The 23,546-nt window shown below is 71.3% G+C and carries 22 protein-coding genes and 2 pseudogenes; 11 read left to right on the forward strand and 13 right to left on the reverse strand.

Annotation, left to right across the window (positions count from 1 at the left end; translation table 11 throughout):
• Positions 1–88: 88 nt before the first annotated feature.
• Positions 89–559 (reverse strand): peptidoglycan-binding domain-containing protein, encoded by a 471-nt coding sequence (locus OHS71_RS18125; protein ID WP_328480416.1) that lies wholly within the window; start codon positions 557–559, stop codon positions 89–91.
• A 260-nt stretch (positions 560–819) separates the two neighbouring features.
• Here OHS71_RS18125 and OHS71_RS18130 point away from each other — a divergent pair, with 260 nt between their 5' ends.
• The 4 genes from OHS71_RS18130 (at position 820) to OHS71_RS18145 (ending at position 3,704) form a co-directional block, all read left to right on the forward strand.
• Complete coding sequence (locus OHS71_RS18130; protein WP_328480417.1) at positions 820–1,731, forward strand: peptidoglycan-binding protein; 912 nt, start codon at positions 820–822, stop codon at positions 1,729–1,731.
• Positions 1,728–2,654, forward strand: a complete 927-nt coding sequence (locus tag OHS71_RS18135) for a helix-turn-helix domain-containing protein (RefSeq protein WP_328480418.1) — start codon at positions 1,728–1,730, stop codon at positions 2,652–2,654. The genes OHS71_RS18130 and OHS71_RS18135 overlap by 4 nt, the downstream gene beginning before the upstream one ends.
• A 24-nt stretch (positions 2,655–2,678) precedes the next feature.
• On the forward strand, positions 2,679–2,843 hold the full coding sequence (locus OHS71_RS18140; RefSeq protein WP_328480419.1) for a hypothetical protein: 165 nt from the start codon (positions 2,679–2,681) through the stop codon (positions 2,841–2,843).
• A gap of 75 nt (positions 2,844–2,918) precedes the next feature.
• Positions 2,919–3,704 (forward strand): DUF4253 domain-containing protein, encoded by a 786-nt coding sequence (locus tag OHS71_RS18145; protein WP_328480420.1) that lies wholly within the window; start codon positions 2,919–2,921, stop codon positions 3,702–3,704.
• 7 nt (positions 3,705–3,711) lie between these two features.
• On the opposite strand, the pseudogene OHS71_RS18150 reads toward OHS71_RS18145, so the two are convergent.
• Positions 3,712–3,972, reverse strand: a pseudogene (locus OHS71_RS18150) (aminotransferase class I/II-fold pyridoxal phosphate-dependent enzyme); the annotation flags it as partial.
• Between the two features lie 252 nt (positions 3,973–4,224).
• On the opposite strand from OHS71_RS18150, the gene OHS71_RS18155 reads away from it, so the two are divergent.
• Positions 4,225–4,479 carry a hypothetical protein gene (locus tag OHS71_RS18155; RefSeq protein ID WP_328480421.1) on the forward strand — a complete coding sequence of 85 codons (255 nt, stop codon included), beginning with the start codon at positions 4,225–4,227 and terminating at the stop codon, positions 4,477–4,479.
• On the opposite strand, the gene OHS71_RS18160 is transcribed toward OHS71_RS18155, so the two are convergent.
• The gene (locus OHS71_RS18160; RefSeq protein ID WP_328480422.1) at positions 4,419–5,837 is read right to left on the reverse strand and encodes a helix-turn-helix domain-containing protein; all 1,419 of its coding nucleotides are present in this window, start codon (positions 5,835–5,837) and stop codon (positions 4,419–4,421) included. The genes OHS71_RS18155 and OHS71_RS18160 overlap by 61 nt on opposite strands.
• Before the next feature lie 188 nt (positions 5,838–6,025).
• On the opposite strand from OHS71_RS18160, the gene OHS71_RS18165 reads away from it, so the two are divergent.
• A complete protein-coding gene (locus OHS71_RS18165) occupies positions 6,026–6,778 on the forward strand; it encodes a DUF4232 domain-containing protein (RefSeq protein WP_328480423.1) in 753 nt (250 codons plus the stop codon).
• Positions 6,779–6,792: 14 nt separating this feature from the next.
• On the opposite strand, the gene hemB is transcribed toward OHS71_RS18165, so the two are convergent.
• Both hemB and OHS71_RS18175 read right to left on the reverse strand, forming a co-directional pair.
• Positions 6,793–7,785: a porphobilinogen synthase gene (gene hemB, locus OHS71_RS18170; RefSeq protein ID WP_328480424.1), complete on the reverse strand. Its 993-nt coding sequence runs from the start codon at positions 7,783–7,785 to the stop codon at positions 6,793–6,795.
• Between the two features lie 133 nt (positions 7,786–7,918).
• On the reverse strand, positions 7,919–8,944 hold the full coding sequence (locus tag OHS71_RS18175) for a helix-turn-helix domain-containing protein (protein WP_328480425.1): 1,026 nt from the start codon (positions 8,942–8,944) through the stop codon (positions 7,919–7,921).
• Between the two features lie 909 nt (positions 8,945–9,853).
• Here OHS71_RS18175 and OHS71_RS18185 point away from each other — a divergent pair.
• Together OHS71_RS18185 and OHS71_RS18190 are read left to right on the forward strand one after the other, a co-directional pair.
• Positions 9,854–10,645: pseudogene (locus OHS71_RS18185) on the forward strand (helix-turn-helix domain-containing protein).
• Positions 10,636–10,842, forward strand: a complete 207-nt coding sequence (locus tag OHS71_RS18190) for a DUF397 domain-containing protein (protein ID WP_328480426.1) — start codon at positions 10,636–10,638, stop codon at positions 10,840–10,842. Before OHS71_RS18185 ends, OHS71_RS18190 begins: the two are co-directional and overlap by 10 nt.
• 208 nt (positions 10,843–11,050) lie before the next feature.
• Here OHS71_RS18190 and OHS71_RS18195 read toward each other — a convergent pair whose 3' ends face one another.
• The 5 genes from OHS71_RS18195 to OHS71_RS18215 form a co-directional block, all read right to left on the reverse strand.
• Complete coding sequence (locus tag OHS71_RS18195; RefSeq protein WP_328480427.1) at positions 11,051–12,757, reverse strand: uroporphyrinogen-III synthase; 1,707 nt, start codon at positions 12,755–12,757, stop codon at positions 11,051–11,053.
• On the reverse strand, positions 12,754–13,713 hold the full coding sequence (gene hemC, locus OHS71_RS18200) for a hydroxymethylbilane synthase (protein WP_328480428.1): 960 nt from the start codon (positions 13,711–13,713) through the stop codon (positions 12,754–12,756). Before hemC ends, OHS71_RS18195 begins: the two co-directional genes overlap by 4 nt.
• 5 nt (positions 13,714–13,718) lie before the next feature.
• On the reverse strand, positions 13,719–15,437 hold the full coding sequence (locus OHS71_RS18205; RefSeq protein ID WP_328480429.1) for a glutamyl-tRNA reductase: 1,719 nt from the start codon (positions 15,435–15,437) through the stop codon (positions 13,719–13,721).
• Positions 15,434–16,189, reverse strand: a complete 756-nt coding sequence (locus tag OHS71_RS18210; protein ID WP_328480430.1) for a redox-sensing transcriptional repressor Rex — start codon at positions 16,187–16,189, stop codon at positions 15,434–15,436. Before OHS71_RS18210 ends, OHS71_RS18205 begins: the two co-directional genes overlap by 4 nt.
• A 424-nt stretch (positions 16,190–16,613) precedes the next feature.
• Positions 16,614–16,886 (reverse strand): glutaredoxin family protein, encoded by a 273-nt coding sequence (locus OHS71_RS18215; protein WP_328480431.1) that lies wholly within the window; start codon positions 16,884–16,886, stop codon positions 16,614–16,616.
• Positions 16,887–16,988: 102 nt separating this feature from the next.
• Here OHS71_RS18215 and OHS71_RS18220 point away from each other — a divergent pair, with 102 nt between their 5' ends.
• From OHS71_RS18220 to OHS71_RS18230, 3 genes are all read left to right on the forward strand, one after another.
• On the forward strand, positions 16,989–17,936 hold the full coding sequence (locus tag OHS71_RS18220; RefSeq protein WP_328480432.1) for an HAD family hydrolase: 948 nt from the start codon (positions 16,989–16,991) through the stop codon (positions 17,934–17,936).
• Positions 17,937–18,335: 399 nt separating this feature from the next.
• Complete coding sequence (locus OHS71_RS18225; RefSeq protein WP_328480433.1) at positions 18,336–19,115, forward strand: ECF subfamily RNA polymerase sigma factor, BldN family; 780 nt, start codon at positions 18,336–18,338, stop codon at positions 19,113–19,115.
• 255 nt (positions 19,116–19,370) lie between these two features.
• A complete protein-coding gene (locus OHS71_RS18230; protein ID WP_328480434.1) occupies positions 19,371–20,624 on the forward strand; it encodes a DUF5667 domain-containing protein in 1,254 nt (417 codons plus the stop codon).
• Positions 20,625–20,910: 286 nt separating this feature from the next.
• Here OHS71_RS18230 and OHS71_RS18240 read toward each other — a convergent pair whose 3' ends face one another.
• The 3 genes from OHS71_RS18240 to OHS71_RS18250 form a co-directional block, all read right to left on the reverse strand.
• Positions 20,911–21,981: a lysophospholipid acyltransferase family protein gene (locus OHS71_RS18240; RefSeq protein ID WP_328480435.1), complete on the reverse strand. Its 1,071-nt coding sequence runs from the start codon at positions 21,979–21,981 to the stop codon at positions 20,911–20,913.
• A 14-nt stretch (positions 21,982–21,995) separates the two neighbouring features.
• The gene (locus OHS71_RS18245; protein ID WP_328480436.1) at positions 21,996–23,069 is read right to left on the reverse strand and encodes an NAD-dependent epimerase/dehydratase family protein; all 1,074 of its coding nucleotides are present in this window, start codon (positions 23,067–23,069) and stop codon (positions 21,996–21,998) included.
• Between the two features lie 298 nt (positions 23,070–23,367).
• A complete protein-coding gene (locus OHS71_RS18250) occupies positions 23,368–23,466 on the reverse strand; it encodes a 30S ribosomal protein bS22 (RefSeq protein ID WP_003948845.1) in 99 nt (32 codons plus the stop codon).
• Positions 23,467–23,546 lie beyond the last annotated feature (80 nt).

The following is a 23,546-nucleotide window of genomic DNA, read 5'->3' on the forward strand; positions in this document are numbered from 1 at the left end:
CCGCTCCACGGGACGACGTACCGCGGCCCGTTCTCCCTTCGCGGGGAGGGCGGGCCGCGGGCTTTCGCTCACGGGACGGTGAGCGGACTCAGCAGGGGTAGGTGGACGCGAAGTCGTTCGCGAACCGCTTGAACGCCGCCTTGGTGTTCGCTCCCGCGATGCCGTCGATGCTGTCGGTGTAGTTCCAGCCGAACTTCAGCATGCGCTGAAGCGCCTTGATCGTGTTCGGGCCGGGGTCGCCGTCGATGCTGTCGTTGTAGTCCCAGTACGCCCGGAGGTGGCGCTGCATGGCCTTCCAGCTGTTGGTGCCCAGCTGTCCGTCGATGCCGCCGGTGTAGCTCGCCGGCGCGTCGCGGAGGAAGCACTGGACGTACTTGGCCTGCGTGGTGCTCAGGCCGAGGTTGTTCGTCGCGAGGATGGAGGCCTGCGCGCTCGCCGCCGTCCTGGCGGTCGGCGCGGGGGCCGCGTAGCTGGTGCCCGCGGCCGCCAGGGTCCCGGCGGCGATGCCGGCGACCGCGGTAAGGCTGACGATGGTCCTGGCCAAGACATTGGTTCGCATGCGTTCCTCTTTCGGATCGTGGTCCCGTCACCTGCTGTCGGCGACCAGGTGACGGCACGAGAGTGCGGGGCACCCGGCGGTGACCGCCACAACGGCGCCAGAAGTGACGGCTTCCTGGGACGTCCCACCCGTTGACCTGCGCGAATGCCGCCGGGTGGGACGGCTCGGAGGGACGGCTGTGCAGACTTCGTGAAGCTCGTGCAGAATGCGTCACAGCGGGAGGGCCACTGACCATGGTCATGACCACACCTGGGGGGAACATGGCACTCCGGAAAGCACTGCCCGCCGAACTCGACCCCCGCGCGAGGCAGTTGCTCACAGAGTTACGCAGACTGAAGGATCACGGCGAGCTGAGCATGCGTCAGCTGGCGACCCGGACGGGGTACAGCCAGAAGTCCTGGGAGCGGTATCTGGGCGGCAGAACGCTGCCGCCCCGGGAAGCCGTGGAAGCACTGGCCCGGATCAGCGGCGTCGACCCGGTCCGACTGCTCGCCTGGCACGAGGTCGCCACCGACACCTGGAAACCGAACGTCCCGGCGGGGACAGCGGCTCCGGCGGGGACCGAAAGCCCGGCGGGGACAGCGGGTCCGGCGGGGACCGAAAGCCCGGCGGGGACAGCGGGTCCGGCGGGGACAAGGGATCAGGCGGAACCGGAAAGCCCGGCGGGAACAGGAAGCCCGGCGCAGGCCGAGGTTCTGGCGGGGTCGGTCACCCACGGGGCAGAAGCCGGACACACGCGCCTGCCCGGAGGCTGGCTGCGCGTCGCGCTCGTCGCGGGGGCGGTGGCCCTGGTGCTGGCCGTCTCCTCGGCGGTCCTCCTGGTCGTACGGCTCGACGGAGGCCACAGCGAACCGGCGGCCGCTCTCCCGGCCCCGTCCGTCGCGCCGGCGTCCTCGCCGGCTCCGGTCTACACCTGCCGGAACCAGCGGACCGGCGGCCTCTGGTACGCGGGCATCAGCCGCACCCAGGACGCCGGCCTCTCCTTCGGCGCCGCCGGTCCCGATGTGGCCGAGGCGCAGTGCCTGCTGCGTCGGGCGGGCATCTCGCCGGGCGGCATCGACGGAATGTTCGGTCCGCTGACGCAACGCGCGGTCCTGGCCCTGCAAAAACGGTCCGGTCTGGACGTGGACGGCATGATCGGACCGCACACCTGGAAGGCCCTGCGCGGATGACGCGCCCGGCACCGGCTCCGGGGAGCGCCCGACTGGCCGCCGCCCTGCGGGAGTTGAAGGACCGCACCGGGCTGAGCCTGGCGGGGCTCGCGGCGAAGACCACGTTCAGCAAGTCGTCCTGGGAGCGCTACCTCAACGGCAAGGCCCTGCCGCCGCGCCCGGCGGTCCAGAAGCTGTGCCGACTCGCCGGGGAACCGGAGGGGCGGTGTCTGGCGCTGTGGGAGATCGCGAAGTCGGAAGGGAGCGGGCAGCCGGACGAAGCGACGCAGCCACCGCCCGCGACCCCGGCTCCCCCTCTCGCTCCGGCTCCGGCTCCGGCTCCATCTTCAACTCCGGCTCCGGCTCCCGCTCCGGAACCGGCAGCGGCAGCGGCATCCGGGGGATCCGCGCCGGTCGGGCATCGGGGCGCGGTGGCGGCGGCAGTCCTCGCGTCGGTGTGCGCTGTGGTGTTCGGGGCCGTGGTCCTGACCCTCGTCCTCCTCCCGCACCCGAGCCACCCGCCCCGGCCATCGGCGACCCTGTCCGCCACCGGCCCGCGCTGCCAGGGAGCCGGCTGCGAGGGCAAGGATCCGGCGCGGACGAACTGCGCCGGCTCGCCGGGCACGCTCGCCGAGCACGTCACCGCCACCGGAGCCTCGATCCAGCTGCGGTACAGCAAGGTGTGCGGTGCCAGTTGGGTACGGATGTGGGGCACACGGATCGGCGACGGGGCCGAGCTGCGCGGCCGCCTCGCCCGGGTGAGGAACCGCGCCGACGCGGACACCTACGTTCACACCCCCATGACCGCGACCCGCCCGGGAGCCCTCGTCCGGGCCTGTTTCCTGCCCGCTGCGGGCGGCCGCAAGGAGTGCTTCGAAGCCCGGGTGACCCAGAGCTCGGAACCGACACCTCGCCCGCCCACGTCCCACTCCTCGACGAGGTGAGAACACGGCGGTGAGGGGCGACAGTTGGGCGGCACGGACGATCCGACGACCGGCGAAGCGCTCCTGAACTTCCTGATGATCGGAAGCGTGGGCGTGATCATCCCGGCCGCCGTCGTCCTCCCGCTCGTCGGCCTCGGCATCTGGCTGACGCACCTGCGGCGGCGTCGGCGGGAGGGGCACTCCGCCTGACGGCCACTGTACGCGGGGGCCGCCTTCACGCTCCCGCCCCGGTGACTGTCAGACCCCGCCCCTACAGTCACCGGCATGGCGACTCTTCCCAATCCGCTTCCCAAGCTGGCCTCCGATCCCAGCGGCCGCTCCCTCGGCCTCCAGCTCCCGCCGGGCCGTCTGATCGACATGACGGACGAGGGGGTGTGGCACGAGCCGTTGCTGTGGCACTCGGAGCAGTCCGCGTCCTCCGGCAACTGGACGGCGCTCGGCGGGCCGGCGGCTCGGGCGGGACTGCTTCCGGTCCTGGTGGACCTCGGCGGACCGCAGGGCGGCCCACAGCAGTGGGAGTTGATGCCTGCCGACGTGTCGTATCCCGGTGACCACGACGCGGAGGAGGTCCTCACGGAGTACTGGGAGGAGTGCGCGGCCGGGGATGAGGAGTGGCCGGGCCTCGCCGCCGCCCCGGCACTGACGGCGGATCCCGACGCACGCGCCGCACAGATCGCCGACACCCTCGCCGAAGAGGGGCCCTCCTGGTTCAGGTCGCCGCACCTCGCCCTGGTCCCCGCCCGTCGCAGCGCGGACATCCCGGCGGCCGTCGGCTGGTCCGGCCCCGCCGGTCACGAGAACGACACCGCGCGTCTCTGCGCCGTCCTGCGTTCCTGGGAGGACCGCTTCGGCATACGGGTCGTCGGCCTCGGCTTCGACGTCCTCGCCGTGTCCGTCGCGGCCCCGCCCACCACCCTCGCGGAAGCGGAGCGGACCGCCGCCGAACACTTCGCCTTCTGCCCGGACAACATCCTCCAGGGCCCGGGCAGCCTGGCGGCCTACGCCCAGCAGCTCGTCGGCGAGCGCACCTGGACCTTCTGGTGGGACTGACCCCGCGCTAGGCGGTGAGCTTCAGCCCCCGTCCCAGCCGCCGCAGTCCTTCCGTGATCTCCTGCGGGGTCTGCGTCACGAAGCACAGGCGCAGGGTCGAGCGGTCGGGCTCACCGGCGTAGAAGGGGGCGCCGGGGACGTAGGCCACGTCCTGGGCGACGACCCTCGGGAGGAGGGCGGTGGTGTCGTAGGCGCCGGGAAGGCGGGCCCAGAGGAACATGCCGCCCTCGGGGCGGGTCCACGCCGACCCCTCGGGCAGGGTCCGGGCACCCTGCCCGAAATTCAGGTGGACGGCCGGGAACGCTCACCCCCTGCGCCGAGCGGGCCGGGGCAGAGGTCCGGAAAGCGGCCCACCTCGTCGTCGGCGCTCTCCGGGGCAGTCGGGCCGACAACCGGGCGTCCCGCTTCCCGTCCCATCGGAATGCCGTCTGCGCAGGTCAGACGCCATGGGACCGGATGGGCGTCCCGACTTGCGCTGCGGAGGTGGCAGGCCGGAGGCCGCACGACCCAGGCTGACCCCATGCCGACACGCCCCCTTCCCCCCGCTCGCCCCGGCCCCGGCTCTCGCCCCCGCCTCCGGCTGCTCGCCACCGCGCTGACCGTCGCCGCGGCGCTCGCCCTCACCGGGTGCCGCGACGGCGAGGGCCTGCGCGACGAGGGCCCGTCGGGCTCCAGCACCCTGAAGGGGTCCGGCCTCCTGCCGGGGACGGGGGCCTACGGCGTCGAGGTGGCTCCCGCCCGGTTCCAGGCGAAGCCGCCGAGCGGGAACTCGTAGTCCGGCCGCCCGTTGTTCCCGCTCGTGCGGAACGGCTTCCCCTCGTCGTCGATCGTCAGCGTGCCGTGCCGTGAACCGCTGGACCAGGCCAGCTCCAGATACCAGCGCACGTCGTACGCGGAGGCGTCGGCCGTGACGTAGTAGACCTCCGGGTCGGACTCGCTCACCTTGAACGGGAAGTCCCTGTGTCCCGCCTCGGGCACCAGCGCCGGCCGCGCCGCGTCGAGGGCGACGGAGAAGGCACGCGTCGGCATACCGCCGCCGCAGCCGACTCCCGGGTACCCCATCGCGTAGTCGTTCCAGGCGAGAGGCGCGGCCTTGGCGACGGTCCGGACCGTCAGGCTCTCCACGACGACGGTCTCCTCACCGGTTCCCTGCACGGTTATCTGCACGAACTGCTCGCTCGCCGACACGGCCCCGTGCCGGGCCACCCACGCGGGCGCGTCCTGTTCCACGGGCGGCGGCGCGACCTGCCCCGGCCCCCGCTCGATCAGGTAGTGCTGGCTACAGGGGCTGATCCAGGCGTAGGGGTGGGTGCTGACCGTCAGCGGTACGGGCGCGTCGGCCCGCGCGCCCGCACCCGGCGCCGCCGAGGAAGCGGCCGCGGACGCCGAGGGGGAAGCCGAGGCCGACCCCGAGGCGGAGGCCGACGGCGTCACGGACGCGGACGCGGAGGCGGAGGACGAGGCCGAGGACGTGCCCTGTGCTCCCCGCCCCTGCACCGACGTCCCGGTTCCTGCCGCCCGGCCCCCCTCCCCCTCGCCGGACCCCTCGCCGGGCAGCGTCAGGGCGAGCGCCAGAGCGACGGAACCGAGGGCGACCGCGGCCGCCACACCGGCGAGGACCAGGGAACGCCGCGCCCGACGGCCGTCCCCGCCTCTCCTCTCGGGTCCCTCACCATCGGCCCCCGCAGTGATCGTCTCCGTGAGACCCTCCCCGGCAACGGCCCCGACGGCGGTATCACCGGCACCGGCTCCTGCACGCGCACCTGCCTCCACAGCGGAGATCCCTGCCGCACCGGCCCCCGGCGCATCCACCACGGCCCCGGCCGCGTCGGCCCCGGCCGTGCCGGTCGCCTCGGCCGCACCGGCCACGGCCGTACCCATCGCGCCCGGCTTCCTCCGCACCGCGTCCGCCAGCACCCACCGCCGGTGCAGCTCGACGAGCTCCTGAGGCGATGCCTTGCAGAGCCGGGCCAGCCGCTCCACGGGCGCGTAGTCGGTGGGGACGGCGTCGCCGTTGCAGTAGCGGTGGAGCGTCGACGTACTCATGTGGAGCCGTTTCGAGAGCGTCCCGTAGCTGAGCCCGGACCGCTCCTTCAGCTCCCGCAGCAGCTCCGCGAACTCGGTCGCAGACACCGTTCCTCCACTCCCCGTGTCCCGTCCCCACGTTCCAGGGACGGTTTGTTTTCGCAGGTCGGACCCTGTGCCGTCATTCCAGCGTCCCGGATCGTCCACTGGTCGTGGCGGCCGGGACGGATCCCCCCACAAGCTTTGGCCATCCAAGCACGCCGCTTCAACCCGGCATTCCGGAGAGGGACTTCACCATGCGTATCCGCCGCACCCGCCACCTGCTCGCCGTCACCGCCCTGGCCGCCCTCGCGCTCACGGCGTGCAACAACGGGACGGGCGTTCAGGACGAGGGCGCGTCGCAGCCGGCGTCGTCCTCCTCGACGGACTCCGCCCAGCAGACGAAGCCCGGCACGGCGTCCGGTTCCTCCTCCGGCTCGACGTCGGGAGCGGACACGAAGCCGGCCGGCACCTCCTCGAACCCGGCGAAGGACACAGCCGGCTCGACCGGCACGGGCAGCGGCACCGGCACCGGCAAGAGCACGGGGAAGGGCTCCGGCACGAGCACCGGAAGCACCGGATCCCGCGTCCTCTGCAACGGCTCGAACACCAAGGTCACCGCCCAGCCGGTGGCCCGACCGCTCAACCACATGCTGATCACGGTGACCAACACCGGCGGCAAGCTGTGCGACCTGACCTACTGGCCGGTGGTGCGCTTCGACCAGATGCAGTGGGTGCCGCAGGCCACCGAGGAGACGCAGCCGCAGGCGGTGACGAGTCTCGCCCCCGGAGAGTCCGGCTACGCGGGCGTCCTGCTCTCGGCCGCCGACGGCAGCGGCGCCGGGGGTGCGACGGCGAAGAAGCTGACCGTCGCCTTCCAGGGCTACACCCCGAACAGCGACGGCGGCGCCTCCGCGACGCCGTCCCTGCCCGCAAAGGGCGTCTACTACGACAGCTCGCTGGCGGTGACGTACTGGCAGCAGGACAGGGACGACGCGCTCAGCTGGTGAGCACCGGCCGGGAACTACCGCAGCTTCTGGGCCACTTCGGTGGCCCAGTAGGTGAGGATGTTCCGCGCGCCGGCCCGCTTGATGCCGGTCAGCGTCTCGAGGATCGCCCGGTCGCGGTCGATCCAGCCCTTCTCCGCGGCCGCCTCGATCATCGAGTACTCGCCCGAGATCTGGTACGCGGCGACGGGCACGTCCACGGCGTCGGCCACTCGGGCCAGGATGTCCAGGTAGGGGCCGGCCGGCTTCACCATGACCATGTCGGCGCCCTCCTCCAGGTCCAGCGCCAGCTCGCGCAGCGACTCACGGAGGTTCGCCGGGTCCTGCTGGTAGGTCTTGCGGTCGCCCTTGAGGGACGACCCGACCGCTTCCCGGAAGGGCCCGTAGAACGCGGAGGAGTACTTGGCGGTGTAGGCGAGGATCGAGACGTCCTCGCGGCCGATCTGGTCGAGCGCGTCGCGGATGACCCCGATCTGGCCGTCCATCATCCCGCTGGGCCCCACGACATGGGCGCCCGCGTCGGCCTGGACCTGCGCCATCTCGGCGTACCGCTCCAGGGTGGCGTCGTTGTCGACCCGCCCCTGCTCGTCCAGCACGCCGCAGTGCCCGTGGTCGGTCGTCTCGTCCAGGCACAGGTCCGACATGACGAGCAGGTCGTCCCCGACCTCGGCCCGCACATCCCGGACGGCGACCTGGAGAATCCCGTCCGGGTCGGTGCCCGGCGTCCCGAGCGCGTCCTTCTTGGACTCCTCCGGCACACCGAAGAGCATGATCCCGGAGATCCCCGCCTGCACGGCCTCCAGCGCGGCCTTCTTGAGGCTGTCCCGGGTGTGCTGCACGACGCCGGGCATCGCCTGGATCGGCACCGGCTCGCTCACGCCCTCCCGCACGAACGCGGGGAGGATGAAGTCGGCCGGATGCAGCCGGGTCTCCGCGACCATGCGCCGCATGACGGGGGTGGTGCGCAGCCGCCGGGGACGCGTACCGGGGAAGGATCCGTACTTCGTCATGCGCCCTACGCTACGCCCGCCCCGGCAGCGCCTTTACCGACGCTCCGTCGGCCCCCACGCCCCGCCGAACCCAGCACTCCACACAACCGGGATCGGGCCAGGGGTGATGTTTTCCGGCCGGACAGTGCTTGCCTCAGACGGTGCGAACCGGCGACTTCGGAGACGCTGCCGCTCTGCGCGCATGGCAGTCCCGACAGCACTTGACGGGCGCAGACTCCCGGAAAACGCGCGTGCAGCCGCCTTCGCAGTCCGTCCATGGATCCGACCAGGGATTCGGCGGGATCGACACGGCGGCGGTTGGCGGGTCAGCGGGAAGATCGGCGTACGGCGGAAGCGCCGGCAGGGGCGGCGGGAGTCCTTCCCGGAGCCGGTGGGCGAGGAATCCGGCGGGAGACTTCAGAAGGGCGGGAACGTCGGCGGTCATGGCGTGGATCACGGCGGCCCGGGAGGCGCCGTTGTCGAACCAGCCGACGACGGCGGGGGTAAGGCTCTCCACGTCTTTCCGAGAGAGCGTGAAGCGGTCGTCGGTGCGGCGCAGGCCCGCGAGCAGGGCGAAGGCCTTCTGGCGGTGCTCGCCGCTGGAGGGTCCTCGCTCGCAGAGTTCGGAGAATTCGGACGGCAGCGACGAAGCCTCTTCGGGTACGAGGTCGCCTGCCGCCTCGCCCTCCACGGCTTCCACGGCCTCGACCGGCACGGCAGGGACCACGGACACGACCGGGGTGATGGAGGCGACGGCTGCGACGGGAACGACCGTCTCGTCCCGTGCCTCGGGCGTCTCCGCCCGCCTCCGGGTGAGCGCCGGAGCGTTGTGCGCGTACGTCCGCGTGACGAACCGGCCCCCGTCCGTGCGCTCGCGCACCCGCTCCAGATAGCCGTGCGCCTCCAGCTCCCGCAGCCCGAACGCGATGCGGTCCCGCCCTTCGGGGAAGCGGTCGGCGAGGCTGCGGATGTCGACGGGGGCACCCTGCGGCAGCGACAGGATGTGGACGGCCAGTCCGATCGCGACCAGGGACAGCGCCCGGTGCTGGGCGAGGTGGTTGCCGATGATCGTGTAGCGGCTCGACTGGTACGCACGTACGTGGGTGACACCGGAGTGGGTGGCACTCCGCCGAACGCCCGGTGTGGGACGCGGGGCAGCGATAGGGTTTGTCACAGCCATGGGGAAGGTGCTTCTTCCTCGTTGGTCAGGCCCTCGCACTGGGATTGCAGTCCCGGCGGGGGCCGATGCATGTGTGGGGTCGTGCGTGCCGAGCGTGCACGGTGGGACGACGCACACGCCAGCCACAACAGCCCGTTTCACCCACCCGAGTGACAAACACGGGGTTTGGTTTGGTTGGAAGGCTTTTCTCCCCGGCTTCTTGAGTCTTTTACGGCCCGCAGCACCGGCCTTCACCCCGCCGGGTCCCGCGTTTCCGGGCTCCGGTGCGGAGTTCACCGGCGTGGGTCGAAATCCAGTTCCGCCCACACGGTCTTGCACGGCACCGGCCCGCACCGCACACCCCACCGGTCGGCCAACTCCTCGACGAGCAGCAGACCGTAGCCGGACTCCGCGAGGGAGTCGCCGCCCGCTCGCGCCGGGTCGGGCAGACGGTCTCCCCCTGGTGTCCGCGACCTCGACCCGCAAGGTCCCGGCCCTGACGACGGAGAGCGTAAGGCGGAAGCTCCGGCCGGGGACACGGCCGTGCAGAGCCGCGTTCGCGGCGAGTTCCGCCACGACGACCCGGGCCGGGTCCAACGGCAGACCCCAGGAGCCGAGTTGCTCGGCCGCGAGGAGGCGGGCGAGACGAGCGCCACGCCGGGTGGCGGAGAGTGGCACGGAGAACTGGTGGAGCGGAGCGCGCACAGTTTGCTGATTCACGTCACTCAGCGTGTCCAGGCGTACGTAACCTGTGAAGAAAGGCGGCCCGTGCGGACGGTGTCTGTCCGCGTGGCGTCCGGTTCCGTCCGGGCCGTAAGGGGTGACGGGGCGCAGGCAGCGGGAGTTGGACCGAAATGGGCGCGGCGGGAGGCGGCGGACGTGAGCGAGCGGGACGCGGGGCCGGAGGTCGACGAGGAGGCCGGGGCGGTGATGAGGACCGTCCAGCGCTAGCTGAAGCTGTGGCGGGAGTCGGCCGGACTCACCCAGGCCGAGTTCGGCGTGGCCATCGGGTACGGCGAGGAACAGGTCTCCTCCGTGGAGCGCGGACGGCGCATCCCCCGGCCTGAGTACCTGGACCGCGCGGACGAGGTCCTGTCGGCGGGCGGCCGGATCGCGGCGCTGAAGGAGGACCTGGCGGAGGTCCGGTACCCGAAGAAGGTGCGGGACCTGAAGAGGCTGGAGGCGGACGCGGTCGAGTTGTGCGCGTACAACAACTCGGTGATTCACGGGTTGTTGCAGACCGTGGAGTACGCGACCTCGGTCTTCGGTGCGCGCCGACCGCCCTTCAGCGCGGACGACTTGGAACAGCGGCTGGCAGCCCGCGTGTCACGCCAGAAGATCGTCGACGTCACGACGGCACGGCCCTTCTTCAGTTTCGTGCAGTGCGAGTCGACCCTTCGGAGACCTATCGGGGGCAGGATGGTCATGCGGCGTCAGCTCGAACGCCTACTGGAGGTCGCCGAGTTCCGGAACATCGATCTCCAGGTGCTCCCGCTGGGTCGTGAGGTCAACTCCGGCCTGGCCGGTTCTTTCAGACTGCTCAGACTCCAGGACGGCGGCACCGTCGGGCATGTCGAGGTACAGCACATCAGCCGTGTGATCACTGACCCGAAAGAGGTTCAGTTGCTCGACATGCGCTATGGGACCATCCGGGCACAGGCTCTCGACCCGCGAGAGTCGACAGCCCTCATCGAGAAGGTGCTTGGAGAGACATGCCTCTGAAGCCGTACAGCGAAGCCGGCCTCGGCCAGGAGTGGATAAAGAGCAGCTACAGCACGGACGAGGGCCCCGACTGCGTAGAAGTGGCAGCGGCCCCCGCCCGCATCCTGGTCCGCGACTCCAAGCGCCCCCAGGGCCCTCGGCTCACCCTGGCCCCCACCGCTTGGGCGGCCTTCTTGCCGTACGCGTCCGATCACTGACGTCACCAACATGAACCGCTGGCGGCGGGTGGCTTTCCCCAGCTCCGGCGGGGGCTCGGGGGCGATCAGGAACTCGTGCGGCATCTGAAAACTCCCACTCCAGTCCAGACTTCGCTCAAAAAGAACGCCCCGTCGTCTCCCACGGAGACGACGGGACGCGCAATGTGCCCCCGAGGTGAGCGCCCTCGGGAAGGGCAGCAGGCGGCGACTACGTCGCCCGCCTGCGCCGCGCCCCCGGACGCCGCTCGCTCGGACGGCTGACCGGGTCCCCGGCCTCCTGTGCCGCCGCTCTCCGGCGCAGCCCGAAGTCGGCCAGCGCCTCGGCCAGCTTGAGCACGGACGGCTCGGGCGCCATGACGTCCACCCGCAGCCCGTGCTCCTCGGCCGTCTTGGCCGTGGCCGGACCGATGCACGCGATGACGGTCACGTTGTGCGGCTTGCCCGCGATGCCCACCAGGTTCCGCACGGTGGACGACGACGTGAACAGCACGGCGTCGAAGCCGCCGCCCTTGATCGCCTCCCGGGTCTCCGCCGGCGGCGGGGACGCCCGCACGGTCCGGTAGGCCGTGACGTCGTCGACCTCCCAGCCCAGCTCGATGAGCCCGGCGACCAGGGTCTCGGTGGCGATGTCGGCGCGCGGCAGGAACACCCGGTCGATCGGGTCGAAGACCGGGTCGTAGGGCGGCCAGTCCTCCAACAGCCCGGCGGCCGACTGCTCGCCGCTCGGCACGAGGTCCGGCTTCACACCGAAGGCGATGAGCGCCTTCGCCGTCTGCTCGCCCACCGCGGCGACCTTGATGCCCGCGAAGGCACGCGCGTCGAGCCCGTACTCCTCGAACTTCTCGCGTACCGCCTTGACGGCGTTCACCGAGGTGAAGGCGATCCACTCGTAGCGGCCCGTCACCAGGCCCTTGACCGCCCGCTCCATCTGCTGCGGCGTGCGCGGCGGCTCGACGGCGATCGTCGGCACCTCGTGCGGCACGGCGCCGTACGACCGCAGCTGGTCGGAGAGCGACACCGCCTGTTCCTTCGTGCGCGGCACGAGCACCTTCCAGCCGAACAACGGCTTGGACTCGAACCACGACAGCTGGTCGCGCTGGGCGGGGGCGGAACGCTCGCCGACCACGACTATCACCGGCCGGCCGCCCTCCGGGGAGGGCAGCACCTTGGCCTGCTTCAGCGTCTGCGCGATGGTGCCGAGGGTCGCCGTCCACGTCCGCTGCCGGGTCGTCGTACCGGCCACCGTGACCGTCATCGGCGTGTCGGGCTTGCGCCCCGCCGACACCAGCTCGCCCGCGGCCGAGGCCACGGAGTCGAGGGTCGTGGAGACGACGACCGTACCGTCGGACGCCCCGACCTCGGTCCAGCAGCGGTCCGAGGCGGTGCGGGCGTCCACGAACCGGACGTCCGCGCCCTGCGCGTCCCGCAGCGGCACCCCGGCGTAGGCGGGCACGCCGACGGCGGCCGCTACACCGGGTACGACCTCGAAGGGAACGCCGGCCGCCGCGCACGCGAGCATTTCCGCCGCCGCGTACGTATCGAGTCCCGGGTCCCCGGTCACCGCACGGACGACCCGCCTGCCGCCCCGCGCGGCCTCCATGACAAGATGTGCGGCATCGCGCACAGCGGGTACCTCAGCGGTTGTTGACGTGCCGTCAACGAGCGTCGGGACGGACGCGCCCGTGCCCGGAAGAGGGTCCGACGAAGGACCCGCTTCCGCGTTCACGACGGCGACGCCCGGCCTCGCGTGCGACCGTACGACGTCGAGCACCTCGTGCTCGGCGACGAGGACGTCCGCGTGCGCCAGCGCCTCCACGGCGCGCAGAGTCAGTAGTCCCGGATCCCCGGGTCCGGCACCCAGGAAGGTGACGTGCCCGTGTTCAGGACCAGCGGCTGGAAGGGTGGTGGGGCTCACAGTGCTCGCTCCCCCATCAGACCGGCCGCGCCCTGGGCAAGCATCTCGGCGGCGAGTTCGCGACCGAGCGCCATTGCCCCGTCATGCGTCTCGGGCACGGGACCGGTGGTGGACAGCTGCACCATGCGCGTGCCGTCGGTGGTGCCGACGACGCCACGCAGGCGCATTTCGTTGACAGTCTGCCCGTCGGCCAGGAGGTCGGCCAGCGCGCCCACAGGAGCGGAGCAGCCGGCCTCCAGGGCGGCGAGCAGGGACCTTTCGGCGGTCACGGCGATCCGTGTGAACGGGTCGTCGAGCTCACCGAGCGCGGCGATCAGTGACGCGTCGTCCGCGGCACACTCGATCGCCAGTGCTCCCTGGCCGGGAGCGGGCAGAACCGTGTCTATCGACAGGAAGTCGGTGACCTCGTCGATGCGGCCGATCCGGCTGAGGCCGGCCGCCGCCAGCACCACCGCGTCCAGCTCGCCGTCGTGCACGTACCCGATCCGCGTGTCGACGTTCCCGCGGATCGGCACCGTGTGTATGTCCAGCCCGTGGCTGCGCGCGTACGCGTTCAGCTGCGCCATGCGGCGCGGCGAACCCGTACCGATGCGCGCCCCGCGCGGCAGGTCGGTGAACTTCAGCGCGTCCCGGGCGACGATCACGTCGCGGGGGTCCTCGCGCACCGGTACGGCGGCCAGGACCAGGTCCTCGGGCTGCGTGGTGGGGAGGTCCTTCAGCGAGTGAACCGCGAAGTCGACCTCTCCCTTGGCCAGCGCGTCCCGCAGCGCGGTCACGAAGACTCCCGTGCCGCCGATCTGCGCCAGATGCTCGCGGGAGACGTCGCCGTAGGTGGTGATCTCGACGAGTTCCACGGGCCGTCCGGTCACCCGGCTCACGGCGTCCGCGACCTGCCCGGACTGGGCCATGGCGAGCCTGCTTCGCCTCGTCCCCAGTCTCAGTGCCTTCGTACTCATGCCGCTCATGCCGGCCCTCGGTTCTCTGCGTTCTTCTCGGTGCTTTCCTCGGCCCGGGACACGGCGACCACCGTCTCCGGGTCGAGGTCGAACAGGGTCCGCAGCGCGTCCGCGTACCCGGCGCCGCCGGGCTCGGTCGCGAGCTGCTTGACCCGCACGGTCGGCGCGTGCAGCAGCTTGTCGACGACCCGCTTCACGGTCTGGGTGATCTCGGCGCGGTGCTTGTCGTCCAGGCCGGGCAGCCGCCCGTCGAGCCGGGCGATCTCCGTGGCCACGACGTCGGCGGCCATGGTGCGCAGGGCGACCACGGTGGGCGTGATGTGCGCGGCGCGCTGCGCGGCGCCGAACGCGGCGACCTCGTCGGCGACGATCCGCCGCACCTGGTCGACGTCGGCGGCCATCGGCGCGTCGGCCGATGCCTCGGCCAGCGACTCGATGTCCACCAGCCGCACCCCGGCGAGCCGGTGCGCGGCCGCGTCGACGTCCCGCGGCATCGCCAGGTCGAGCAGGAAGAGCACCGGCTGCGGCCGGACGAGCGTGGCGACCGGCTCGGGCCGCCGGCGCTCGGGGATGCGGCCGACAGTGGCGGCGAGCGCGGCGAGCGCGGTGATCAGCTCGGCGTCGGCCTCGGGGCTGCGGCGAGCGCCCGGCCTGCGGTCCACGCCGGCGTTGTCGACCCAGGCGGCGTGCTGCTCCAGGGTGGCCGCGTCCATGCCGGCGACGGCGGCCTCTCCCAGCACGGAGAACCCGGACCGCTGCGCCGCGGACTGCTGGACGGCGGCCAGGTCGAGGGGGCAGTTGTCGTCTGCGCCGACGGACGTGGGCGGCAGCGGCCGTATGTCCGCGGGCGCGGCCTCCTCGTCGAAGACGACGGGTGCCCCGGTGCGGTCCTCGACCGCCGTGGCGACCGCTTCCGCCGTCAGGACCAGGCCCGTCGCCCCGGTACAGGAGACGGCGACGTCGGCACGTGTCAGCTCGGCCGGCACCGATTCCATCGGTACCGCGCGGGCCGACACGTCCCCGCTGACGGCCTCGGTCAGTATCTGGGCGAGCCGTTCGGCCCGGTCGAGGGTCCGGTTGGCGACGACGACCTCGGCGACCCCGGCGCGCGCGAGGGTGGCGGCGGCCAGCGAGGACATCGAACCGGCGCCGATGACCAGCGCCTTCTTGCCCCGGGCCCAGGCGGTCACGTCCGCGCCCGCGGCCAGTTGCTCCAGGCCGAAGGTGACCAGGGACTGCCCGGCTCGGTCGATGCCGGTCTCGGAGTGGGCGCGCTTGCCGACCCGCAGGGCCTGCTGGAACAGGTCGTTCAGCAACCGCCCGGCGGTGTGCAGCTCCTGCGCCCGGGCCAGGGCGTCCTTGATCTGCCCGAGGACCTGTCCCTCGCCGACGACCATGGAGTCGAGACCGCAGGCCACCGAGAAGAAGTGGTGGACGGCGCGGTCCTCGTAGTGCACGTACAGATAGGGGGTGAGCTCGTCGAGCCCGACCCCGCTGTGCTGGGCGAGCAGCGTGGACAGCTCGGCGACGCCCGCGTGGAACTTGTCCACGTCGGCGTAGAGCTCGATCCGGTTGCAGGTGGCGAGGACGGCGGCCTCGGCGGCCGGTTCGGCGGCGACCGTGTCCTGGAGCAGCTTGGACTGGGCGTCCGTGGACAGCGAGGCCCGTTCCAGCACGCTGACGGGGGCGCTGCGGTGGCTCAGTCCGACGACGAGGAGACTCATGCCGGCATCACGGCGGGTACGTCCCCGTCGGGTCCCTGGTCGGCGCGGCCGGCGGGGGCCGGCACGGCGTTCTCGTTCGCCGCGGCCTCCTCGCCGGCCTTGCGCTGCTCGTGGAATGCGAGGATCTGGAGCTCGATGGAGAGGTCCACCTTGCGCACGTCGACACCGTCCGGGACGGTCAGCACGGTCGGCGCGAAGTTCAGGATCGAGGTGACTCCGGCGGCCACCAGCCGGTCGCAGACCTGCTGGGCGACACCCGGCGGGGTGGTGATGACACCGATGGAGACGCCGTTGTCGGAGATGATCTTCTCCAGGCCGTCGCTGTGCTGGACGGCGATCCCGGCGACCTGCTTCCCGGCCATCGTGGGGTCGGCGTCGATGAGCGCCGCCACCCGGAAGCCGCGTGAGGCGAAGCCTCCGTAGTTGGCCAGGGCCGCGCCGAGGTTACCGATGCCGACGATCACGACGGGCCAGTCCTGGGTGAGCCCGAGCTCGCGGGAGATCTGGTAGACGAGGTACTCGACGTCGTAGCCGACTCCTCGCGTTCCGTAAGAACCCAGGTAGGAGAAGTCCTTGCGCAGCTTCGCGGAGTTGACCCCCGCGGCGGCCGCGAGCTCCTCGGAGGAGACCGTGGGTACCGAGCGCTCGGACAGGCCGGTCAGCGCGCGGAGGTACAGCGGAAGGCGGGCGACGGTGGCCTCGGGAATCCCTCGGCTACGGGTCGCCGGTCGGTGAGTTCGGCCAGTTGCCACGGTGCTCCTGCGGGTAGAGCGGGGCTGTAGGCGGTCACACGTACCCAGACCGCCCCGTCGACAGCAGGCTATGTCTTTGTGAACGCGTGCACAAAGATGGTGTCCGATTTGCCCGGCCAACGTGACCGGGGTCACGCACATCATTCCAGGGGGCAAAACCGCCACTCTCCTCGTGAATCCCGCCCCCGAGACAAAACCGCCATCGATCCTAAGCGACGTTCCGTACAACCTTGTACTTCTCGGTCCGTCCCGCCCGGACCTAGTGCCGCGGCGGGCAACGTTCGCCCGTCAAGGAGCGGCGTCCGGTGCGTGCTCTCGGCGTGCCGGCCGGAAGTCCTCGTACTGGACGTACCTGGGCTTTCGGCCGGTGCGGCGAGAGTGCGTGCCGGGCGTCGCGACGGGGCGAACGTTGCCTGTCGCGGCACTAGCCGGCCAGTTCTTTGCGCAGGCGACCCTCGTCCACCCGCCAGAAGGTGTGCTGCCTGCCGTCGACCAGCACGACCGGGATCTGCTCCCAGTACCGGTCGTACAGCTCCTGGTCGTCGGCGATGTCCTTCTGCTCCCAGGACACGCCGAGCTCCCCGCAGACCTGCTCGATCACACGCTCGGCGTCGTCGCACAGATGACAACCGGACTTGCGGATGAGAGTGACCGACCGCTCGCCCGGGGCGGCCCTACGTCCAAAGAGGGGAGTCATACCGCCATTCTCGCCCTTCTTTTACGGCCCCGTCCCGGAGAGTTCACACCCTCCGAACCTCTCGGCTCCGGAACCACCGAACGCAATGGCTATGCTCACGCCATGGCCGCTCTAGGATGGCTCACCCCCCGTAGGCGCTCCGCCACGGCGCGGAGCGTGTTGGCAGGCGAGGCCTCGGCGGAGGCAGCCCGCAAGTCCACCCAGGAAACCCTGGGCTCCGAGGACACCCTGGCGACCCTGGACGTCGCCGCCCGGGAACCGCAGTTCCCGGTGCACGGCGACGCGATGGCCGCCGCCTTCTTCGACCTCGACAACACCGTGATGCAGGGCGCCGCCCTCTTCCACTTCGGCCGCGGCCTGTACAAACGCAAGTTCTTCGAGACCCGCGACCTGGTCCGGTTCGCCTGGCAGCAGGCGTGGTTCCGGCTGGCCGGCGTCGAGGACCCCGAGCACATGCAGGAGGCCCGCGACTCGGCCCTCTCCATCGTGCAGGGCCACCGCGTCTCCGAGCTGATGTCGATCGGCGAGGAGATCTACGACGAGTACATGGCCGAGCGCATCTGGCCTGGCACCCGCGCCCTCGCCCAGGCCCACCTGGACGCGGGCCAGAAGGTGTGGCTGGTCACCGCGGCCCCGGTGGAGATCGCCCAGGTGATCGCCCGCCGCCTCGGCCTCACCGGCGCGCTGGGCACGGTCGCGGAGTCGGTCGACGGCGTCTACACGGGCAAGCTGGTGGGCGAGCCCCTGCACGGCCCCGCCAAGGCGGAGGCGGTACGCGCGCTCGCGGCGGCGGAGAACCTGGACCTCTCGCGCTGCGCCGCCTACAGCGACTCCCACAACGACATCCCGATGCTGTCCCTCGTCGGCCACCCCTACGCCATCAACCCGGACGCCAAGCTGCGCAAGCACGCGCACAACCTCGACTGGCGGCTGCGCGACTACCGCACCGGCCGCAAGGCGGCGAAGGTCGGCATCCCGGCCGCGGCGGGCGTCGGCGCGGTGGCAGGCGGCACGGCCGCGGCGATCGCGCTCCACCGACGACGGCGCTGACGACGACGCGGACGACACGACGGAGCGGCCGGGGCGCAACAGCCCGGCCGCTCCGTCGTTCTTCCGGACAACACCCCACACCGGCGGCCGGACCCGGCCAATCCGACGGTCTTACCCCCGTAACCCCTCCTCCAGTCGCGTTGTCCGCGCACCGCCACAACACGCCCTGGACCGACCCGAAACTCGAACCGTTTCGATCAGCAAGCGTTCACCCCGTGCAACTTGATCGAGCGTCAATAGGCCACAGAAACGACGTAATCGATGATTTGAGCAACTCGGTGTAGCAGGGCCTGCACGAAGCGTTATTCTCCTCAGACGCAATCCGGTACCCCTTCCGTCGCTACGACGGGTGAATGGTTCCGTACTGCACGTGATGCAAGCTCTGCCTCTGGGAGTCCCGTGTACCCACACGTCGGGGTTGACACCTCGGGCCTGGCTACGCTGCGCGCAACGGTCGCTACGGTCCATGACCTCTTGCGCGGCGTCGTCCCCACCGCGTACGCCGTCCCCGCCTTCGCCACCACCGCTCCGCTCGGCCCGTGCTACGCGCTGGCAGAAGGCAGCGCCGCGGTGGGCAGACGAGGCCGCTCGGCCGGCGCGGCCACCGCCCGTCGGCCGGCCGCCGACAGTGACAGCGCCCGGATGATGGACCTCGTCGAGCGCGCCCAAGCCGGTGAGGCCGACGCTTTCGGGCGCCTGTACGACCAGTACAGCGACACGGTCTACCGCTACATCTACTACCGGGTGGGCAGCAAGGCGACCGCCGAGGACCTCACCAGCGAGACGTTCCTGCGTGCCCTGCGCCGCATCGGGACGTTCACCTGGCAGGGCCGCGACTTCGGCGCCTGGCTGGTCACCATCGCCCGCAACCTCGTCGCCGACCACTTCAAGTCCAGCCGTTTCCGGCTCGAGGTGACGACCGGCGAGATGCTCGACGCCAACGAGGTCGAGCGCTCACCCGAGGACTCCGTCCTGGAGTCCCTCTCCAACGCCGCGCTGCTGGACGCCGTGCGCCGGCTCAATCCCCAGCAGCAGGAGTGCGTGACACTCCGGTTCCTCCAGGGGCTCTCCGTCGCCGAGACGGCGCGCGTGATGGGCAAGAACGAGGGTGCCATCAAGACCCTTCAGTACCGGGCCGTCCGCACCCTCGCCCGCCTCCTGCCGGAAGACGCCCGCTGAACCCGTCCCCCGCCCATGACCGACGCCACACACCCTGTGACGCCAACTCACCTTCAGTGAAAGTCCGTTGTCTTCCCGATCCGATCATCCGCAGTCCGTAACCCAAGTGCCGCGCCAGTCGTTGTGCCGGATACAGGCTCCCTGTGGTCACGTCCTGGCCGCCCCCGATCACTCGATCGTGTGGAACCGGTCCAGGGCGTGCAACCGTCAGGACCCCAGGGGAGTCGACCGTCATGACGAGAGGAGGTGCCGCCAGTGATCGCGAACGTATCGGCGCACCGGCGGGCGAGCGCCTTCGCCCAGGCCCTGGAGGAGCAGTCCGACTGTTCCGCCCAGGGCACGGCGGCCGAGCAGACCGAAGGATCACCGCCGGCGCCGGCCGCTGCGGACCAGACCGGGCAGGGCCAGCTGCTGGCCCTCGCCACGAGTCTCGCCGAGCTGCCCAAACCGGAACTCGATCCAGAGGTCAAGGTCGTCCAGCGGGCCCAGTTGGTCGCCGCTATGGAGGCCATGCTGGCGGGCACCGCGGGAGGCGAGGCAGCGGACTCATCGGTGCCGGAGCAACGCTCCCACCGAGCCAGGGGCACTCACCGGGCCAGTCCCCTGGGCAAGTTCCGACCGCGTTCCCGCCTGGCCAAGGGCCTCACCGCGGGCGGCCTCAGCGTCGGCGTCGCGGCGGGCGCCTTCGGCGGGGTCGCCGCCGCGAGTTCCGACGCCCTCCCGGGTGACGGGCTCTACGGGCTGAAGCGCGGAATCGAGGACTTCAAGCTCAACTACCTGTCCGACGGCGACGACGAACGCGGCCGGACCTATCTCGACCAGGCCTCCACCCGGCTCAGCGAGGCCCGCCGGCTCATGGAACGGGGCCGCAGCGGCGAACTCGACCACGAGTCCCTCGGCGAGATCCGACGCGCCCTCAGCGGGATGCAGCACGACGCGTCGGAAGGCCATCGCCTCCTCCACGAGGCGTACGAACGCGACCCGAACTCCCTGGGCCCCATCCAGGCCCTCGACGCGTTCTCCCGCTCGCACCGCGAGGTCTGGGGCGCCCTGCGCGACCGCCTGCCGGTCCAGCTCGGTGACGTCAGTCAGCAGGTCTCGTCGGTCTTCGAAGCCATAGACGAAGAGGTCGCCCCGCTACAGTCCCTGCTTCCGCGGCCCCCCGCCCAGGACGGCAGCGGCACCGGTCCGGGCTCGGGTTCGGCGTCCACCGGCTCCACGGACACCGGCCACCCGACCACCCCCGGAACCGGCAAGGGCACCGGGCACGCCCCGAGCGACGGCACCGGCAGCAACACCGGCGGCAGCCCGAGCAGGTCGTCCACCTCCGGTACCGGCGACGACGGCCTGCTCGGCGGCAGCACCGGCGGCCTCCTCGACCCCCCGAAGGAGACCGGCAACACCGCCCCGCTCCCCATCGTCCCCAGCACCCAGCCGGACGTCACCCTCCCGCCCCTCCTGCCCGGCCTGCTCCCGGGCCTGGGCATCGACGGCGAGGACGCGGAGTAGACCCGACGCGCACGACTGTGGGGGCGCCCCTCTCAAGAGGAGCGCCCCCACAGTCGTACCCGAAGCAGAACGGCTGCACCGCCGGGCTCACCACCCGCACGGTCAGAAAAACACCGACCGCCGCTGCACCAACAACTTGTACAGCGTGTGCTGGATCTGCTCCCGCACCTGATCCGTCAGGTTGAACATCAGCATCGGTACCCATCCGCACCGCCGGCCTCGCACCGCTGCGCGGGCTTCGCCCGGCCGCGCCGGACTCCGTCCGCCGGGCTCACCACCCGCACGGTCAGAAGAACACCGACCGCCGCTGCACCAACAACTTGTACAGCGTGTGCTGAATCTGCTCCCGCACCTGATCCGTCAGGTTGAACATCAGCATCGGGTCCTCGGCGGCTTCCGGGGGGTAGCCGTCGGTCGGGATCGGCTCTCCGAACTGGATGGTCCACTTCGTCGGCAGCGGGATCCCGCCCAGCGGTCCCAGCCACGGGAAGGTCGGCGTCAGCGGGAAGTACGGGAAGCCGAGCAGCCGCGCCACCGTCTTCGCGTTGCCGATCATCGGGTAGATCTCCTCGGCCCCGACGATCGAGCAGGGGATGATCGGGGCGCCCTGGCGCAGCGCCGTGGAGACGAAGCCGCCCCGGCCGAACCGCTGAAGCTTGTAGCGCTCGCTGAAGGGCTTCCCGATGCCCTTGAAGCCCTCCGGCATCACCCCGACCAGCTCGCCCTGGGCGAGGAGCCGTTCGGCGTCCTCCGCGCAGGCGAGGGTGTGCCCCAGCTTCCGGGCGAGCTCGTTGACGACCGGGAGCACGAAGACGAGGTCGGCCGCCAGGAGCCGCAGGTGCCGGCCCGCCGGGTGGTGGTCGTGGACGGCGACCTGCATCATCAGGCCGTCCAGCGGCAGCGTCCCCGAGTGGTTGGCCACGATCAGCGCGCCGCCCTCGGCCGGGATGTTCTCGACACCCTTCACCTCGACCCGGAAGTACTTCTCGTACACGGGCCGCAGCAACGACATCAGGACCTGGTCGGTCAGCTCCTCGTCGAAGCCGAAGTCGTCGACCTCGTAGTCGCCCGTGAGGCGTCGGCGCAGGAAGGACAGCCCGCCCGCGATCCGCCGCTCCAGGCCGCCGGCATCCTCGCCCAACCGTTCCTCACGCGTCACAGGAACATCATCCAGCCTCGCCGCCCTGGTGGGCAGGGGCTGGACCTCGCCGGACTCACCGACCTCGCCGATCTCCCGGACCGGCGCGGGCTCGCCGTTGCGGCGCCGGCTCACCGCGCCCCGGCGCCGCGGCGGCCGCGCCACGGCGCTCCCCCGGGACCGGTCGTCGTCGAACGGAATGACCTTGGCATCCGCCATCGTTGATGCGCTCCTCAGTTGGCGCTCTGCGTCGGGGGGTGGACCGGGGGCCGGCCGCCACCCGGCAGGGGCAGCGCGGCGATCCGGTCGACCGCCCCCGCGACGGTCTCGGGCGGCAGGAGTCCGGGTCCGTGACTGCGCGCGAAGTCCGCGAAGGTCTCGGCCGTCGTGTACCGCGGCGTGAACCCCAGCGTCTCGCGCATCTGGACCGTGGAGACGACCCGGCCATGGGTGAGCAGCCGGATCTGCTCGGGCGAGAAGTCCGTCATACCCAGCGTACGCACCAGGGACCCCGCCCAGGTGACGGCAGGCAGGAGCAGCGGCACCGTGGGCCGCCCGAGCCGCCGCGAACACTGGGACAGCAACAGCACCCCGTCACCGGTGATGTTGAAGGTGCCGCTGTTGAGCGTGCCCCGCCGGGGTTCGTGCGAGGCGATCCGCAGCACCTCGATCACGTCGTCCTCGTGCACGAACTGGAGCCTGGGGTCGTACCCCAGCACGGTGGGCAGCACGGGCAGCGAGAAGTACGCGGCGAGCGGCGTCTCGGCGGTGGGCCCCAGGATGTTGGCGAACCGCAGCACGCACACGGCGACATCGGGCCGCCGCCGGGCGAACCCGCGCACATACCCCTCGACCTCGACGGCGTCCTTGGCGAAGCCGCCGCTGGGCAGCGACTTGGCCGGGGTCGTCTCGGTGAAAACGGCGGGATCACGCGGCGCGGAACCGTAGACGTTGGTGGAGGACTTGACCACCAGCCGCTTCACGTTCGGCGATTTCTGGCAGGCTCCGAGCAACTGCATCGTCCCGATGACGTTGGTCTCCTTGACCACCGTCCGGCTGCCACGCCCCAGCGCGGTCGCCGTCACGTCCAGGTGGACGACGGTGTCGGCGCCGGTCTCCGCGAGCACCCGCGCGATCGTCGGCTGGCGGATGTCGGCCTCGATGAAGTCGGCGCCCCCGAGATGGTGCTCGGGCCGCACCGCGTCCACGGCGACCACCCGGTCGACCTGCGGATCACGCTGGATCCGTCGTACGAACCGGCCCCCCAACTGACGGGCCACTCCGGTAACGAGCACGACCTTTCCCAAGATCAGCGCCTTCCTTCCGTACTGGAACCGCCGGCTGCCCTGCCGGGTTCCCGTCTGCGGGCCAACTTAGCGGGTCGGTGTTGCGCTGTGATGACCGCCCGATGCTCGAAGTGACGAGAACCCTTCGGTCATACGACCAGTTCAGCCATGGTGCACGTCCAGCCGTACGCACGGCGTTCAGCGGACCGTACGTCACCCGGATATGCGTGTGGCCCCCCACCGATAACACGGTGAGGGGCCACACCACGCCTACGCGGCTCGCGTCGCGCGAAGTAAGCGCCTGTGCCTACTGAGGCGCTTACTTCTTGTTGCGACGCTGAACGCGCGTGCGCTTGAGCAGCTTGCGGTGCTTCTTCTTGGCCATCCGCTTGCGCCGCTTCTTGATAACAGAGCCCACGACTACCCTCGCTCACTTCTCATCACTCGGTGCTGGGCGCCATGGGCCCATACGACCTACGAGGGGCTAGCCTACCCGCC

The sequence above is a fragment of the Streptomyces sp. NBC_00377 genome (genome assembly GCF_036075115.1).
In the GTDB taxonomy this organism is placed as follows: domain Bacteria; phylum Actinomycetota; class Actinomycetes; order Streptomycetales; family Streptomycetaceae; genus Streptomyces.

Coding starts and splice junctions, on each gene's coding strand:
- OHS71_RS18190 (WP_328480426.1), top strand. CDS start 10,636: ATGCCTCTGAAGCCGTACAGCGAAGCCGGCCTCGGCCAGGAGTGGATA.
- OHS71_RS18145 (WP_328480420.1), top strand. CDS start 2,919: ATGGCGACTCTTCCCAATCCGCTTCCCAAGCTGGCCTCCGATCCCAGC.
- hemB (WP_328480424.1), bottom strand. CDS start 7,785: ATGACGAAGTACGGATCCTTCCCCGGTACGCGTCCCCGGCGGCTGCGC.
- OHS71_RS18215 (WP_328480431.1), bottom strand. CDS start 16,886: ATGACTCCCCTCTTTGGACGTAGGGCCGCCCCGGGCGAGCGGTCGGTC.
- OHS71_RS18155 (WP_328480421.1), top strand. CDS start 4,225: ATGCCGACACGCCCCCTTCCCCCCGCTCGCCCCGGCCCCGGCTCTCGC.
- OHS71_RS18125 (WP_328480416.1), bottom strand. CDS start 559: ATGCGAACCAATGTCTTGGCCAGGACCATCGTCAGCCTTACCGCGGTC.
- hemC (WP_328480428.1), bottom strand. CDS start 13,713: ATGAGTACGAAGGCACTGAGACTGGGGACGAGGCGAAGCAGGCTCGCC.
- OHS71_RS18130 (WP_328480417.1), top strand. CDS start 820: ATGGCACTCCGGAAAGCACTGCCCGCCGAACTCGACCCCCGCGCGAGG.
- OHS71_RS18175 (WP_328480425.1), bottom strand. CDS start 8,944: ATGGCTGTGACAAACCCTATCGCTGCCCCGCGTCCCACACCGGGCGTT.
- OHS71_RS18135 (WP_328480418.1), top strand. CDS start 1,728: ATGACGCGCCCGGCACCGGCTCCGGGGAGCGCCCGACTGGCCGCCGCC.
- OHS71_RS18205 (WP_328480429.1), bottom strand. CDS start 15,437: ATGAGTCTCCTCGTCGTCGGACTGAGCCACCGCAGCGCCCCCGTCAGC.
- OHS71_RS18165 (WP_328480423.1), top strand. CDS start 6,026: ATGCGTATCCGCCGCACCCGCCACCTGCTCGCCGTCACCGCCCTGGCC.
- OHS71_RS18240 (WP_328480435.1), bottom strand. CDS start 21,981: ATGGCGGATGCCAAGGTCATTCCGTTCGACGACGACCGGTCCCGGGGG.
- OHS71_RS18220 (WP_328480432.1), top strand. CDS start 16,989: ATGGCCGCTCTAGGATGGCTCACCCCCCGTAGGCGCTCCGCCACGGCG.